Annotated in this window: 14 protein-coding genes and 1 riboswitch; of the genes, 8 read left to right on the top strand and 6 right to left on the bottom strand. The window is 32.0% G+C overall.

Translation table 11 applies throughout. The annotated features are described in order from the left end of the window. Positions 1-9: 9 nt before the first annotated feature. Both FNB79_RS03290 and FNB79_RS03285 read right to left on the bottom strand, forming a co-directional pair. Positions 10-1,110 (bottom strand): HmuY family protein, encoded by a 1,101-nt coding sequence (locus FNB79_RS03290; RefSeq protein WP_143379945.1) that lies wholly within the window; start codon positions 1,108-1,110, stop codon positions 10-12. Positions 1,111-1,124: 14 nt separating this feature from the next. Further along, a complete protein-coding gene (locus FNB79_RS03285) occupies positions 1,125-3,257 on the bottom strand; it encodes a TonB-dependent receptor plug domain-containing protein (protein WP_143379944.1) in 2,133 nt (710 codons plus the stop codon). Positions 3,258-3,352: 95 nt separating this feature from the next. On the opposite strand from FNB79_RS03285, the gene FNB79_RS03280 reads away from it, so the two are divergent. Genes FNB79_RS03280 through FNB79_RS03265 form a run of 4 tightly spaced genes read left to right on the top strand, consistent with a single transcriptional unit; the run spans position 3,353 to position 8,482 of the window. Then, entirely contained in the window at positions 3,353-4,264 is a 912-nt protein-coding gene (locus FNB79_RS03280) for a DUF6607 family protein (RefSeq protein WP_143379943.1), read from the top strand. A 2-nt stretch (positions 4,265-4,266) separates the two neighbouring features. Then, entirely contained in the window at positions 4,267-5,769 is a 1,503-nt protein-coding gene (locus FNB79_RS03275) for an ankyrin repeat domain-containing protein (protein WP_143379942.1), read from the top strand. A 3-nt stretch (positions 5,770-5,772) separates the two neighbouring features. Next, positions 5,773-6,267: a DUF2271 domain-containing protein gene (locus FNB79_RS03270; RefSeq protein ID WP_143379941.1), complete on the top strand. Its 495-nt coding sequence runs from the start codon at positions 5,773-5,775 to the stop codon at positions 6,265-6,267. Positions 6,268-6,277: 10 nt separating this feature from the next. After that, on the top strand, positions 6,278-8,482 hold the full coding sequence (locus FNB79_RS03265) for a PepSY domain-containing protein (protein ID WP_143379940.1): 2,205 nt from the start codon (positions 6,278-6,280) through the stop codon (positions 8,480-8,482). Here FNB79_RS03265 and FNB79_RS03260 read toward each other — a convergent pair. Continuing rightward, positions 8,479-9,003, bottom strand: coding sequence for a CvpA family protein (locus FNB79_RS03260; protein WP_143379939.1), 525 nt, complete (start codon positions 9,001-9,003; stop codon positions 8,479-8,481). The genes FNB79_RS03265 and FNB79_RS03260 overlap by 4 nt on opposite strands. 124 nt (positions 9,004-9,127) lie before the next feature. Between FNB79_RS03260 and FNB79_RS03255 the strand changes: the two genes are divergently transcribed. The 3 genes from FNB79_RS03255 to FNB79_RS03245 are packed head-to-tail and all read left to right on the top strand — an operon-like array spanning position 9,128 to position 10,941. Further along, complete coding sequence (locus tag FNB79_RS03255; RefSeq protein ID WP_143379938.1) at positions 9,128-9,484, top strand: hypothetical protein; 357 nt, start codon at positions 9,128-9,130, stop codon at positions 9,482-9,484. 37 nt (positions 9,485-9,521) lie between these two features. Further along, positions 9,522-10,541, top strand: a complete 1,020-nt coding sequence (pheS, locus tag FNB79_RS03250) for a phenylalanine--tRNA ligase subunit alpha (protein ID WP_143379937.1) — start codon at positions 9,522-9,524, stop codon at positions 10,539-10,541. Positions 10,542-10,545: 4 nt separating this feature from the next. Next, on the top strand, positions 10,546-10,941 hold the full coding sequence (locus FNB79_RS03245; protein WP_143379936.1) for a hypothetical protein: 396 nt from the start codon (positions 10,546-10,548) through the stop codon (positions 10,939-10,941). Between the two features lie 15 nt (positions 10,942-10,956). Here the strand turns inward: FNB79_RS03245 and FNB79_RS03240 are convergent, their stop codons facing one another. From FNB79_RS03240 to FNB79_RS03230, 3 genes are all read right to left on the bottom strand, one after another. Further along, the gene (locus FNB79_RS03240; protein WP_143379935.1) at positions 10,957-11,958 is read right to left on the bottom strand and encodes an NAD(P)H-dependent glycerol-3-phosphate dehydrogenase; all 1,002 of its coding nucleotides are present in this window, start codon (positions 11,956-11,958) and stop codon (positions 10,957-10,959) included. A gap of 104 nt (positions 11,959-12,062) precedes the next feature. Next, positions 12,063-12,407 (bottom strand): hypothetical protein, encoded by a 345-nt coding sequence (locus FNB79_RS03235; RefSeq protein WP_143379934.1) that lies wholly within the window; start codon positions 12,405-12,407, stop codon positions 12,063-12,065. Continuing rightward, complete coding sequence (locus tag FNB79_RS03230) at positions 12,404-13,708, bottom strand: voltage-gated chloride channel family protein (RefSeq protein WP_143379933.1); 1,305 nt, start codon at positions 13,706-13,708, stop codon at positions 12,404-12,406. Before FNB79_RS03230 ends, FNB79_RS03235 begins: the two co-directional genes overlap by 4 nt. Before the next feature lie 41 nt (positions 13,709-13,749). Next, positions 13,750-13,812, bottom strand: a riboswitch (Fluoride riboswitch). 499 nt (positions 13,813-14,311) lie between these two features. Here FNB79_RS03230 and FNB79_RS03225 point away from each other — a divergent pair. Further along, positions 14,312-14,899: a HupE/UreJ family protein gene (locus FNB79_RS03225; protein WP_143379932.1), complete on the top strand. Its 588-nt coding sequence runs from the start codon at positions 14,312-14,314 to the stop codon at positions 14,897-14,899. The last annotated feature ends 154 nt before the right edge of the window (positions 14,900-15,053 follow it).

The following is a 15,053-nucleotide window of genomic DNA, read 5'->3' as shown; positions in this document are numbered from 1 at the left end:
CTCTATAAATTATTGTAGTAAACTATAAATAAATTCTGGATAGCCTCTAACCCCAGATGCATTTGTTAATGCTAAAAACTTTAGTTTGTAATAATTTCCATTAGCGTCCTGAACAATGTAAAATACTGATTCTTTAAGGGTCGGTAAAGTATCTGGGCCTCCACCATTTCTCCAGCTACTACCAATATTACGTTGGTCGTTTGTAAATAATGTGGTATCTAAATCAGATAAAGTAAAATTATCGTAAGTTAAAGTTGTTGGGTTGTCTTCATCTTCCGTATTAATCATGTAAGCTTTAGCGTCTGATTTTAAGTTGTTAACTACATAATCAGTATAGCCATAAGAGCCAAAACCTGTAATTTCGTTTGTAAAAACTGTAAAGTTTAAATCCCACTCAGATTTTGCTGGTTCTACATTTACTATAGTTTCAGTATTAAAACTAAAAAATGTAAAATTGTAATTACTGTCTTTTGAAATGGTAATTTCTTCATGAGACGTTGCATTTAAGTCTGCATATTGTAGGATGTAATCCTCTCCATTTCTAGTAATTTTAATTTTCTTCCATCCTCTATCTTCACCAATTACAGAAACACTTCCTAAAGCAGGTTCGTCTGTAGAAAGCTCATAACCTAAATTAACAAGGTACACTGCGTTTTCTGAATCTGTACTTGATATTTCAGAAATAGCAGTTTCAGATAAATCCCCATCTGGAGCATCTATATAAGCTGTGTTGGCAGCATCAAAAGTTCCTACAGCAACCTTTTCTTGCAAGGTGATAATTTCGGCATCATCTTCGGTAACAGCATCAATATCTGTAGCTGTTAGAGCTGCGGTTGCCATATAAATAGAACCATTAATTACAACTCTAAAATCCGATCCGGAATAGAAACCTAAATCCCAAGAATCTCGAGTAATTTCTGTAGTTGTATTGGTACTTAAATCAACATACACTTGATTGGGCTCATTGGCACCACCAACATTAGGGGCAATAGTTGCTCCTTCAATAGTAATATCAATTGGACCGTTTGTAGCATCGTCGCTACTAGAACAACTTGTTAAGCCAAATATACTTAGGCATGTAAAAAGGGTTATTAACTGGTAATTTTTCATGATTGAATTGAATTTTAAATATTTAATTTGTATAATAGTTTTAGATAAAAAGATCGGCCGTAACCTAATAACAATGCATCGCTAGTAGTACTGTGAGCGCCGTCACTAGCGGTTTCAGAGGTATTTACATTAATTACATTTAAAAGGTTTCTACCTCCAAATGTGGCTTCGAATGTATTGTTCAAAAATGATTTTTTTATTGAAGCATCCATCCAACCATAGCCATCTGTAGTGGATTTAGTAAATAGAGAATCTCCATTTGTGTCTACACCTGTGGATACATAGGTTTGTTGTTTTCCATTGTATTTAAATAACACACTCATAGCGGTATGCCATTTAGGTATCGTGTAGGTTACATTTGTGTTTAGTTGAAAGGCGTATAAGAATTCATCATTAGCATTTTCTTCATTGTTTAAAATTCTAGAAATTCCTTGTAAAGTGGCACCTAGATTAAAACTCCAACGTTGGGCTTGAAATCGATTTTCAGATGTTAATCCCCAAAGTTTATACCCATCTATATTAATGTATTGGTATTGTAAAGGCGACTCGTTTACAATAGCCAAATCAATTTTATCATTAACATCTATATAACTAATTTTAAATGCATTAGTTAGCGAGATGTCATTAATCCAACTTTTCTTTTTTAGATTGATGAAAGCAGTATAACCATTTTCAGGTTTTAAATTAGCATTGCCTTGTACATCATGATTAGAATCGACGAAGTAATAGTAGAGCTCTTCAAAATTTGGAGTTCTATAAGATGTTCCTATGTTTGCTCGAAGCTCATACCCATTATTGAATAAATAACGTGAACTTAAAGCACCTAGTAGCTTAGATTTAAATTTAGAATTGTATTCGTATCGTAAGCCTGGTCTTACAGAAAACTTATCTGATAGATTTAATTCGGTAGAAGCAAATAGTGCACCATTACTCTGATTTTGTGTTTTGGCTTCTTGAGTTTCAGATCCTGTTGCTTGAGTGTCGTAACCTTCTATATATCTAGCTTCGTACCCTAATTGAATATTGTAAAAATCACTTTTTATTAAATTATTTATGGTACCTTTAGAGAAAGCAACTTTACTGGATTGGTAGGTTTCATCTGTATTATCTGTTTTCTCTTCAGTGAGAATGTAATAATTAAAAGTATTTAGATCGCGTTGTTGTTGCTGATATGAAAAATTTGCAGTGTAATTTACTCCAGAATTGGTGTGTCCTGAGAGATTTAAATTATTTACAAACCTGTTTGTGGTATATATTCTGTCTGTTGCAGATGGGTTACTAGTTTGAGATGCTACATCTATATTTGATCGTACAGAGCTGTCGTAGTAATACAAATCTTCATTAAAATAATCAAATTTATATAAGATTTTAAAGGTTTCAGTATTGTAATGTAATAGGGCATTGCTTGTTATTTGTGTTTTGGGTAGCCATTCATAACCTCTTAAACCATCATTTGTGTAATAGTCTTCGCCTTTTTTATCATTTTTAAAACCTCCAAAAGCATTGCGGTTAAAACCTATACGAGCCATCCATTTTTCATTAATATTATGAGCAATGTTAAAGGCTTGAATGTGACGTCCTTCATCAAACCAATTGTATTCATCGTTAACAGTTTCTTCCTGAACAAAAGCTTGTATATCCCAAGCGTTATTAATTGTTTTTTTTGTAATAATATTTATTACTCCAGACACTGCATTAGCACCATATTCTACACCCATTGCGCCTTCAACAATTTCAATGCGTTCTACATTGTCTAAATTAATTTGAGTTAAATCAATATTATTTCCTAAACCACTATCGCTAACTAATGGAATATTATCAACTAGTATATTAAAGTATTGTGCATCTAAACCAAAAAACGAAATGGTAGACTTACCTGTTTGGGCATTAGGTACAACATTTAAGTTTAAATTAAAGTTTAGTAAATCGGCCAAGTTATTTGCAGCTTGATTGTCTATTTGTTCTCGTTTAATTACAATTACATTATGTACAGATTTTTGTATGGATTGCGGATTATATTGTCCGGTAACCACAACTTCATTTAATGTTTGTACATTTAAAGAGTCTTTTTTAAGGGTTTGAGCTTCTAACAAGTTAAAAGACAGTAGTATTAAAAAAAGTAAAATATAATTTTTATTTAGACTCATTCTTTTTTAGATTTGTGGCAAAGATAAAATCTTATTTTAATTGAGTCTAAATAAGAACAGTTTTTTTAATTAGAATTTTCAACTAATAATATATTATGAAAAAAATAGTACCATTAATAATCCTTATAACAGGTTTTACATTTTATTCTGCTTCAGCTCAAAAAAGTAAAACACAGGACCAAAACGCCATTAAAAACATGTGCGGTTGTTTTGAAGTGACTTTTAATTTTGCAGAAACATTTAATTATGTAAACGATTCTACATACGTGCCCTCAGAAGTTAAGCACGATAAAGGTTTAGAGTGGGTGCAACTAGTTGAAGATAGTGATAAAAAAATAGTATTACAGCATTTATTAATTGTTGGAAACCCTAGTAGTCCACATATTGTAAAACATTGGAGACAAGATTGGGAATACGAAAACACAGATTTATATGTGTATAATGGCGATAATAATTGGATTTATAAAAGCCTTCCTAAAAGCGATGTAAAGGGACAATGGTCTCAGAAAGTATTTCAAGTAGATGATAGTCCGCGTTACGAAGGGTCGTCTTCATGGGTACATGTAGATGGTAAAAGCTATTGGGAAAACACAACTACTGCACCACTACCACGTAGAGAATATACAAAACGTAGTGATTATAATATCACCTTAAGACGAAACCGTCAAGAAATAACAAATACAGGATGGATTCACGATCAAGATAACGATAAACTGTTACGTGTAGCTGGTAAAGAAGATGTTGTAATTGCTCAAGAAAAAGGATTTAATACTTATACTAAAGTAGACGATAGTAAATGTGCTGCTGCACAAGATTATTGGAAAAAAACAAGTGCAAAATGGGCTTTGGTGCGCACTAAATGGGATGAAGTGTTTTCTAGAAACAAAGATTTAAATTTAGAAGAAAAAGTGGACAATAAACAATTATATAAATATCTGTTTTCTGATACAGAATACCAAAATAAAGCAGATATTGACACTGTAATAGAATCGTTTGTAAAACAATAGATATGAAAAAGATAGGATTAAAACATGCATTTTTAGGAGCCTTTTTAGCTCTAGGAGTAGTAACACAAGCACAACAAACAAATGTGTTTTTAGAGCGCGATTTTTGGGCAACAAATCCAACAATTGAAACTATTGATTTAAAAATTAAAGAAGGTAATGATCCTGCAAAACTTAATGAGAGAAGTTTTGATGCTGTTGCAACTGCCATTTTAGGAGATGCGCCGATAACTACTATAAAATATTTACTTTCTAAAGAAGGGAACGATGTTAATAAGTTAACTCACGATGGTCGTACTTATATCTTTTGGGCAGCTAATAAAGGAAATGTAGAACTTATGGAATACCTATTAAAGCAAGGTGCTAGAACAGATATTTCTGATGATCACGGTTATAATTTATTGAATTTTGCTGCGACAGGTGGTCAAAAAAACACGAAAGTATACGATCTATGTTTAGCAAACGGATTAAAATTAACAGATGTAAATCATGATGGTGCAAATGCTTTGTTATTAGTCTCTCAACGTGCAACAGATTTTTCTACAATAAACTATTTTACAGCTAAAGGTTTAGACCTTAATAGTAAGGATGCTCACGGAAATGGTATTTTTAATTATGTAGCAAAATCTGGAAATACAGATATGCTAGATCAGTTAATTGCTAAAGGTGTAGATTATAAGAACCTAAATAATGACGGTGGAAATGCCATGATCTTTGCTAGTGCAGGTGGTCGTGGACCAGCGAATAGTTTAGATGTTTTTAAATATTTAGAATCTAAAGGTATTCAGGCTAATGTAACTACTAAAACAGGAGTAACACCTTTACATGGTTTAGCAGGTAAAAGTAAAGACCAAGAGGTTATAACCTATTTTTTAGCAAAGGGTGTAGATGTTAATCAGTCAGATCAAAATGGAGATACGCCATTTTTAAAAGCAGCAGCTGCTAACGATGTGGCTATAATTAAATTACTTCAACCCAAATTAAAAGATATTAATGCCGCTAATAAAAAAGGGGCAACAGCATTGGCTTTAGCTGTTCAAAATAATAATACAGAGATGGTATCTTATTTATTAAATCAAGGTGCAAATATTAATATGGTTGATGCTAATGGAAATAATTTAACAGCTTATTTATTTGAGTCGTTTTCACCAAGAAATAAAGATGATTTTAAACCTAAATTAGAGCTTTTAACATCTAAAGGATTAGATATTACCAAACCACAAGCTAATGGAGATACATTGTATCACTTAGCTTTAAATCACAATGGTTTAGGTTTGCTTAAATTGGCTGCAAAACATAATGTAGATATTAATGCTAAAAATTCTGAAGGAATAACACCTTTACTAAAAGCAGCAATGTCTGCCAAGAACGATAAAGTTTTAAAGTATTTATTGGAAAATGGTGCCGATAAAATGGTGACTACAGAATTTGAAGAAACAGCCTTCGATTTAGCAAGTGAGAATGAATTGTTAAAAGCGAATAACATAAACATTAACTTTTTAAAATAAGATATGCGTAAATTTTCAGTAATAAAAACAGTTTGTGCTTTAGCTTTAGTTGCATTTACATTTTATGCGTTTAAACCAGTTGTGGCAGCATCTAAATATAAATGTATGATACAAATGACAAATTATACAGGCGAAGGTGCATATGTTGTAATTTCATTAATTAATCCAGAAGGAGAGTACGAAAAAACTTTGTATATGCAAGGTGATGATGATGAATGGTATAACGATTTAACATCTTGGTTTGATTTTTATGGAAAAAAACGCAACGATATTGATGCGATAACAGGAGCCACTGTAGCAGGAGGACAACGTAGTATAAATGTGATTGAAATAGACGATTCAAAAATAGATTCTGGATACAGTATTCGTTTTGAATCTGCTGTAGAAGATCAAGAATATTACGAACAAGATGTGCAATTTAAATTAACATCTGCCAGTGTAAAAAGTAAAGTAGAAGGTAAAGGATTTATACGTTATATACGTATGATTCCTAATTAAAAGATAAAGTATGACAATTTCAATATGGAGATATAGCCACCTAGCATTGGCTGTATCTTCTTTTGTTTTTATAGTGTTGGCTTCATTAACAGGGGTCATTTTAGCGTTCGAGCCTATTTCTAATCAGGTTCAGCCGTATCGTGTAAAAGATTTTGATGAGGTTTCGTTAGCTGAAACGATTCAGCATTTAAAAGCAAATTATATTGAAATATTAAACGTCGATGTTGATGCTAATGGATTTGTGTCTGCAGTTGTAATTACAGAATCTGGAGATGCAGAAACTTTTTACATTGATCCTAGAACAGGTCATAAAATTGGCGATATTATAGAAAAAGCTCCTTTGTTTCAATGGACAACAAACTTTCATCGTTCATTGTTTTTAAAATCTACAGGGCGAATTTTTATCGGGGTAACTTCTTTTTTATTGTTTTTAATTGCTGTTTCAGGTACCGTACTTATAGTAAAAAGACAACGTAGCTTTAAACGTTTTTTTAGTAAAATAGTTAATGAAAATTTTTCTCAATATTACCACGTTGTCTTGGGTAGATTGTCTTTAATTCCTATTGTAGTTATAACACTTACAGGCGTATATTTATCGCTATATAGGTTTGATTTATTACCAAAGGAAACACTAACGCATAATGTAGATTTTGATGCCATTTCCGAAACTCCTAAACGAGAATTACACAATCAACCTATTTTTAGAGACACCAAACTTTCTGATGTTAGAAGTGTAGAATTTCCGTTTTCCGAATTTGTAGAAGATTGCTATACTCTTCAACTACAGGATCGCGAAGTTTTAGTGAATCAGTATACGGGTGAAATTTTAAGTGAATCTAAATATCCGTTTATAGCCCTTGCATCCCGGTTAAGTATTAATTTACATACAGGGCAAGGCAGTATTATTTGGGCTTTAATTTTAGCTGTTGCTTGTTTAAATATCTTGTTTTTCGTGTACTCTGGTTTTGTAATGACTTTTAAACGACGTAAAGGCAAACTAAAAAATAAGTTTAAAAAAGACAATGCAAAATTTGTAATTCTAATAGGGTCTGAAAACGGAAGTACCTTGCAATATGCTAATATGTTGCATGCGCAATTATTAAAGTTGGGAGAATCTAGTTTTATTGCCGAACTTAATGCGTTTTCTACCTATAAACAATGCGAACATTTGGTTGTTATCACAGCAACATATGGTCAGGGTGAAGCTCCGGAAAACGCGAATAAATTCAATAGTATTTTTAAAACAATTTCATCAGATCATGCTTATAGTTTTTCAGTAGTTGGTTTTGGGTCTTTAGCATATAAAGATTTTTGTAAATATGCTTTTGATGTGGACACATTATTGCAGTCAGATCCCAATGCGGTTCAACTTTTGGCTCCATTTACCATCCATAACAAATCTTTTGAAGCCTATACACAATGGATAAATTTATGGTCTAAAAAAGTAGGATTACAAATTAAATTAGATGGTGATGATGTCTTACAAGAGAAGAAAAGAAAACGAACCTTCATTGTATTAGAAAAAACTGTTGCAAGCGATAATCCAGACGACACGTTTACCATGGTGTTAAAGTCTAAATTTGGAGCACCTCGATTTAAATCTGGAGATTTATTAGCCATTCAGCCTGAAGCAAAAAGTGCTGAACGTTTATATTCTGTAGGTAAAGTAAACCAAACTGTGTTTTTAAGTGTTAAACGTCAAGAACTAGGTTTATGTTCAAACTTTTTAAACAATTTAAAGCCTAACGATGTTATAAAAGCAAGACTTATAAAAAATAAAGAGTTCAGAATTTCTAAGCGCACTAAACACGTCTTAATGATTGCTAACGGAACAGGTATTGCACCCTTTGTAGGAATGATTCATCAAAGTGCAACAAATCAGAATATGCAGTTATATTGGGGTGGTAGACAACCTGTGTCTTTCGATATATATAAACCTTTTATAGAAAATAGTTTAAATACAGGAAAACTAAAAAAATTAGAAATAGCATATTCGCAAAACGAGTCTACAAAAGTATATGTGCAGCATGTATTGGAGCGCGATGCAGAACAAGTGGCATTAGTTTTAAAGCAAAAAGGGGTGATTTTAATTTGCGGTTCTATAGCCATGCAAAAGGATGTGCTTAAAGTTCTTGAAACAATATGCGACCGCTATTTAGAATATCCGCTAAGTGTGTATAAATCTAATGGGCAACTTAAGTTAGACTGTTATTAATCTTTATCTTTAGTTAAGATATCTTTTTTCTTCTCATCTACCTTTGCTTTAATTGCGGGATAAAGCTTTGTAGAAATAGCTAATACCGGTTCGTAAAGTATAGATTTGTCTATGTCTTTTTTGTCCATAAAAGGAATGGTATTGTTTAAGTTGCCAAAAATATTTAGAGCAATACTTGCAATTAACCCAAGTTTAAGCAATCCAAAAACACCTCCTAAAAGTTTGTTAAGCATACCTAAAAATGCAAAATCGGCTAGTTTGGTTAGGGCTTTACCAGCTAACCCAATAACTAAAACAATAACGATAAATGTTACAGCAAAGGCTACAATACTAACATAATTATCTTCCCAATCTACTTTATCCTCAAAAAGGGTTGCCGTAAAAGCACTAAAGTGAATCGCTCCAAAAATACCTATAACTAAAGCGAGTAGAGATGCAATTTCAACAAAGAGACCGTTAATAAACCCTCGTATTAGTCCGAATAAGAGGATTACTGCAAGAATAATATCTAATAAAGTCATAATGAATTGGTTGGTTTCTCAAATATAATATTAAAAATGAATCTGTCATATTTTATAAGAAGTTTACAAGAAATGCAGTGCTATTTTTTAACTTTGCACCTTGCAGATAAAGCATAAAAAATATATGTCAAGAGACGAAGAATTAAAATCGAGATGGGAAGATGTTGTAACTAAATTGTCGAATCAATTTGCAGATGGCGATACTTTAGATCTAGATGCTATAATATATTTAATTGGTTTACAAGAATTAGGGCAGTTTGATCGTAGTTTTAAAAAAGACCAGAAATTAGATTTAATGCATATTGCAATTTGTAAATTATTAGTGCCTTATGGGTATTATGAATTTGATTATGTAGATGAAGACGGTTGGCCACATTACACCATAAAAGAACAATTACCAACTTTAAAAGCTGGAGAACAGAGTATTTTAATGAAAGAAGCCATTGTAAACTATTTCATTGAAACCGAATATATAAATTAAGAATTGTTAAATTTGCATTCATTTTTGAAAGAATATCATGATTGATAAAATAAAAGAACTTATTGCTGAAGCAGAAGCATTTAAAGCACAGTCTAAAGACGAAGTGGAAGCATTCCGTATTAAATACTTAGGTAAAAAAGGATTGTTAAACGAATATTTTGCTGAGTTTAAAAACGTTGCTAACGACCAAAAGAAAGAATTCGGACAAGTTATTAATCAGCTAAAAAACACAGCACAAGAACGTGTAGAAGCTTTAAAAGCAGAGTTAGAAAGTCATGAAGAGGCAAAAGGAATTTATGGCGATTTATCTAGACCAGCAGAACCTATTTCTATTGGTGCACGTCATCCGATTTCAATTGTAAAAAATCAAATAATAGATATTTTTTCAACCATAGGTTTTAATGTAAGTGAAGGTCCAGAAATTGAAGATGATTGGCATAATTTCACTGCACTAAACTTGCCAGAATATCATCCAGCAAGAGACATGCAGGATACGTTTTTTATACAAACCAATCCAGATGTATTATTAAGAACACATACCAGTTCTGTTCAAGTGCGTTATATGGAAAATAATGCACCTCCAATTCGTACAATTTCTCCTGGGCGTGTGTACAGAAATGAAGCCATTTCGGCACGTTCTCACTGTTTCTTTCATCAGGTAGAGGGGTTGTACATAGATAAAGATGTAAGCTTTGCAGATTTAAAACAAACGCTTCAGTATTTTACCACAGAGATGTTCGGAAAATCAAAAATTCGTTTACGTCCGTCTTACTTTCCGTTTACTGAACCAAGCGCCGAAATTGATGTGTATTGGGGCTTAGAAACAGAGTCTGATTACCGTATAACTAAAGGTACCGGTTGGTTAGAAATTGGTGGATGTGGTATGGTAGACCCTAATGTTTTAGAAAATTGTAAAATAGATTCTAAAGTGTATTCTGGTTTTGCTTTTGGAGTAGGAATAGACCGTATTGCAATGTTATTACACCAAATAAATGACATTCGTTTATTAAGTGAAAACGATGTGCGTTTCTTAGAACAATTTAAGTCTACCATATAAATATATGAAGAAAGATATTGAGATTCCAAAGGTTGAAGGTGTTTATATTGCAGCTGTAAAAGTCTTTAATAAAGACCTAAATGTATACGAATGGAATGCCTATATTATAAATGATAAAGACGTTGATTTAGAGATGATTTTGATTGTCTCTAAAGGACTGTCTAAAGATAAAAAAACTGCTGTAATGCGCCATAAACTAGAGGCGCTTCCGGCAAAAAGTTTTGCTAAAATAGAGTACCTTCAAGACGAAGTGCTCGCATTGGTAAATACCTTTGAAGTTTCGTTCTTCGAAGGCAATAAGATGTTCGATAAATCTTTTGTTTTTAAAGCCAATACCATAAACGAAAAAGCTTGCCAGCCTATACCAACAATGGGTGTTAAAGGCGTTTTGGTAAAATAGATATTAGCGCGATTTCTAATCTAATTTATCGGTGAGTTTAGTAAACGTCTTTTTTGGATCTTTTCCTTCGTATAAAATTTCATAAACGGCATTAATTATTGGAAGCTTGGTTTTACGCGCATTCTTATCGTTTAATAATTGTGCACTTTTTGTAGCGTAATATCCTTCAGCAACCATGCTCATTTCCATCTGTGCAGATTTTACGGTATAGCCTTTACCTATCATATTTCCAAACATTCTATTTCTAGAAAAGACCGAGTATCCTGTAACTAATAAATCGCCTAAATATGCAGAGTTATTAATGTTGCGCTTCATTTTATGCATCTTTTTAATAAAGCGTTTCATTTCTCTAATAGCATTACTCATTAATACACTTTGGAAATTATCACCATAGCCTAAACCATGAGCAATTCCGGCAGCAATAGCATAGATGTTTTTTAGCATAACTGCGTATTCTGTACCAATAACATCGTCGCTAATTTTAGTTTTAATATAATTACTTGAAAAGTTTTTAGCAATAGCTTTCGCCTTTTTAGAATCGGCGCAAGAAATAGTTAAATAAGATAAACGCTCTAATGCTACTTCTTCTGCGTGACAAGGCCCAGCAATTACTGCAATATTGTTAAACGATACATTATAAACTTTATGAAAGTGTTCGCCAACTAATAAGCCAGATTCAGGAATAATACCCTTAACCGCAGAAACTACAATTTTATTAGAGATATCTATGGTTATTTTTTCTAACTCACTCTGCATAAAGGCAGAAGGAATTGCAAAAATTAATAGGTCTGCGTAATTCGCAATTTCGTTTATATCGTTACTTAATATAAGTTCATCTGTATTAAACTCTACCGAACTTAAATAATTAGGGTTATGTTGCTCTTTTAATAAATGTTCTTTAGTATAAACACTACGCATGTACCAACCTACTTCGTCAAGATTTTCACAAAGTATTTTTACAATAGCGGTAGCCCAACTACCTGCACCAAATACAGCATATTTTAATTCTTTACTCATAAAAGCATTGTAATTATAAGTTTCAAAAATACATAAAAAACTAGTTTTTGTGGGTTAATGTAACATTAATAAACCAGTTTTAAAGATGTAAAGGTTTGAATGGTCTAGGGTTTTAATAAAATTTCGTTTTTAATAATGTATATAGAAGTATCTTCAAAAAACACTTTTTCAGATTCTAAAAACCAATTAATTTGCTCTGGAGTATCTGTAATTTCTATTATTTGTGGATGTTTAAAATGCTGAACATCACCAAGTCCCCAGTTTATTTTTTTACTATTAAAATATCCTTTTGAGACATTAAAATGTAACACCTGGTTTAAGTTTGCTGCTTTTGCCTTCTTTAGAATTATAGTGGCATAATCAGATTCGTGTAGTGTTTTCCAAAAAGGGACATGTTTTTGTTTTTTACCGTACTCAAAATATATTCTTATCGTGGTTAGGGAATTCATGTTTGATGTCTTTTATCGTCAATTTCAGATAACGTAAATCCTTTTTCTTGAAATACACTATCATTTTTAGGGCTTCCTATAATTTGGGATGTATATACGCCTGTATGTCCGGAAAACAAGTAGGAAACACTACATGCAATGGCTATAAATACACCTGCTTCTATACCAAATAATTCTATTCCCATAACGGTACAAGCAATAGGTGTGTTGGTTGCGCCAGCAAAAACAGCAACAAATCCCATGCCTGCTAGTAGTCCCATTGGTAGCGGAATAAACCAAATTAAAACATTACCTAGTGTTGCACCAATATAAAATAGAGGAGTCACCTCACCGCCTTTAAAGCCAGCTCCTAAAGTGAATGAGGTAAATAAGAGCTTCGCTAAAAAATCGTAAGAGTTCATTTGAGAAGTAAAAGACTCTACTATGGTTGGCACACCTAATCCAATATATTTTGTAGTGCCAATACTATAAATAATAATAGCTAAAATTATACCACCTATAGTAGGCCGTAATGGTGGATATTTAATGAATTTTTTAAAAAGATTAGACCAAAAGTGTGTAGATTTAGAAAATAACATGGCTACTAAACCAAATATAATTCCGGCTAATATCGCCCAAAGTAAATTAACAGGATTCATATCTGCCACAGCGTCTATATGATAATGAGTATGATGAATGTTCCAAATTTCACAAAAATAGTTAGCAAGTACTGCAGCTAGAAAACTTGGAACAATAGCATCTAAGCGAATTCGGCCAAGAATTAATACTTCTAAAGCAAAAATTCCGCCAGCAAGTGGAGTTCCAAATACCGATGCAAATCCAGCACTAATCCCAGCTATTAGTACAATTTTACGATCGCTGTTTTTAAGTTTAAAAATTTTTGTGAATTGGTCGGCTACAGCGCCTCCAATTTGTACAGCAGTGCCTTCCCGACCTGCAGAGCCTCCAAATAAATGCGTAATTACAGTTCCAAAAAGCACTAAAGGTGCCATTTTAAAAGGAATTACTTTTTTTGGAGAGTGAAACTCCTCAAGCAATAAATTGTTTCCTTTTACAACACTGTTTCCGAATAGATGATATGTAATTCCAATTATAAAACCACCAACTGGTAGTAAAGCAATAATCCAAATATTAGCTTCTCTATAAGTTGTGGCCCATTCTAAACTTTTAAGAAAAAATGCAGAAAAACTTCCTGCAACTAGCCCTAAGAATGTGCAAATTATAAGCCATTTAATAAGGTAATATAATGAAGGGATTTGTTCTAATGAGGTTAATTTTTTTTTAAAATTTTCAAAAGTCATGATTACTTAATGTAAATGGTGCTAGTATAATTTAGACGCCTATAATTTTAGAAGTCATTAGTTTATAAGAACGGGTTAAGGCAAACCTCATTGCCGAATCTAAACAAAATTAGAACAAAAAACATAAAATCAAACAGTTTTACGATTTCTTTGTTTTTGATGCAGATACAATCAAATTAAAATTAGTTCTAGAACTTAAAGTAATATGTTTTTAAAAACTTGAATTTTAAAGTATTATTGTTAAAGTATTGAAGGAATACAATGTTAAGACCATTTTTAACGTTACAGAATAGCTAAGAATTTTTATTATATATCCCTATCAGGCACTGATCAAGTACGTAAAAGGTGCTTGATGGGATACTTAATATTTTAACAAAACTGCATATAGAGTGCGTAATACAGAGGTTAATTTGTTGTTTATTATGTGTTTAGCTTCTGGTTTTCTTTCTTTGTCCTCGGTTTGTTAATCTATAATTTTAATACTATTAATTTACATAGCAAATTGCAGAGTATATCCGAGCTTAGTCATTTCTTTTTTTATAAATTTATGCCCTGAATTTTTCAGAATAACTTAATCAAATAACCTTTCTAAATCTAAAAATTATGCTGGATGATTTCCTTTTTTATGTTCAATATGGTATTAATCATGTGTTAGACATAAATGGTTACGATCATGTATTATTTTTATTAGTGCTTACAGTTGCATATGTGTTTAAAGATTGGAAGCGTGTTTTAATTTTGGTATCCCTATTTACACTAGGACACACCATTTCTTTAGTTTTAGCTGCGTATGACATTGTTAAAATAAATGGAGCTTTAGTCGAGTTGCTAATTCCGATTACCATTTTTGTAATGGCACTTTTTAATATTTTTACGGCAGGAAAAACAAATCAAAAAGGTGTTGGATTGTTATTTTTCTCAGCCTTGTTTTTTGGAATTATTCATGGGTTAGGTTTTGCTAGAGAGTTTCACTTACTAATAGGAGGTTCTAGCAATAAATTATTACCATTGTTAGAGTTTGCATTAGGTATAGAAGCCGCTCAAATTATTATTGTATTTGTTGTACTATTTTTTAGTTTTCTTATGCAAACCGTATTTAATTTCTCTAAACGCGATTGGGTTTTAGTGATGTCGGCTATTGTAATGGGATTGGTTATACCAATGATTATAGAAAATGAATTAATTGCTTAATAATTTCTAAAAATTTTAACGATCAGCCATTGTAATTAATACACGAACACGTTATCTTCGTTAGCTAGGTGCTTAATATTATATAAATTAACTGCCAAATATGAATAAGACTTGTTAGACTATAATTGTAATGTAAACAAGTTTACCAAAATTT

This window comes from Formosa sediminum, assembly GCF_007197735.1.
Classification (GTDB): Bacteria; Bacteroidota; Bacteroidia; order Flavobacteriales; family Flavobacteriaceae; genus Formosa; species Formosa sediminum.
Note: the sequence above shows the minus strand (reverse complement) of the source record. Positions and strands in the feature narration are given on the sequence as shown.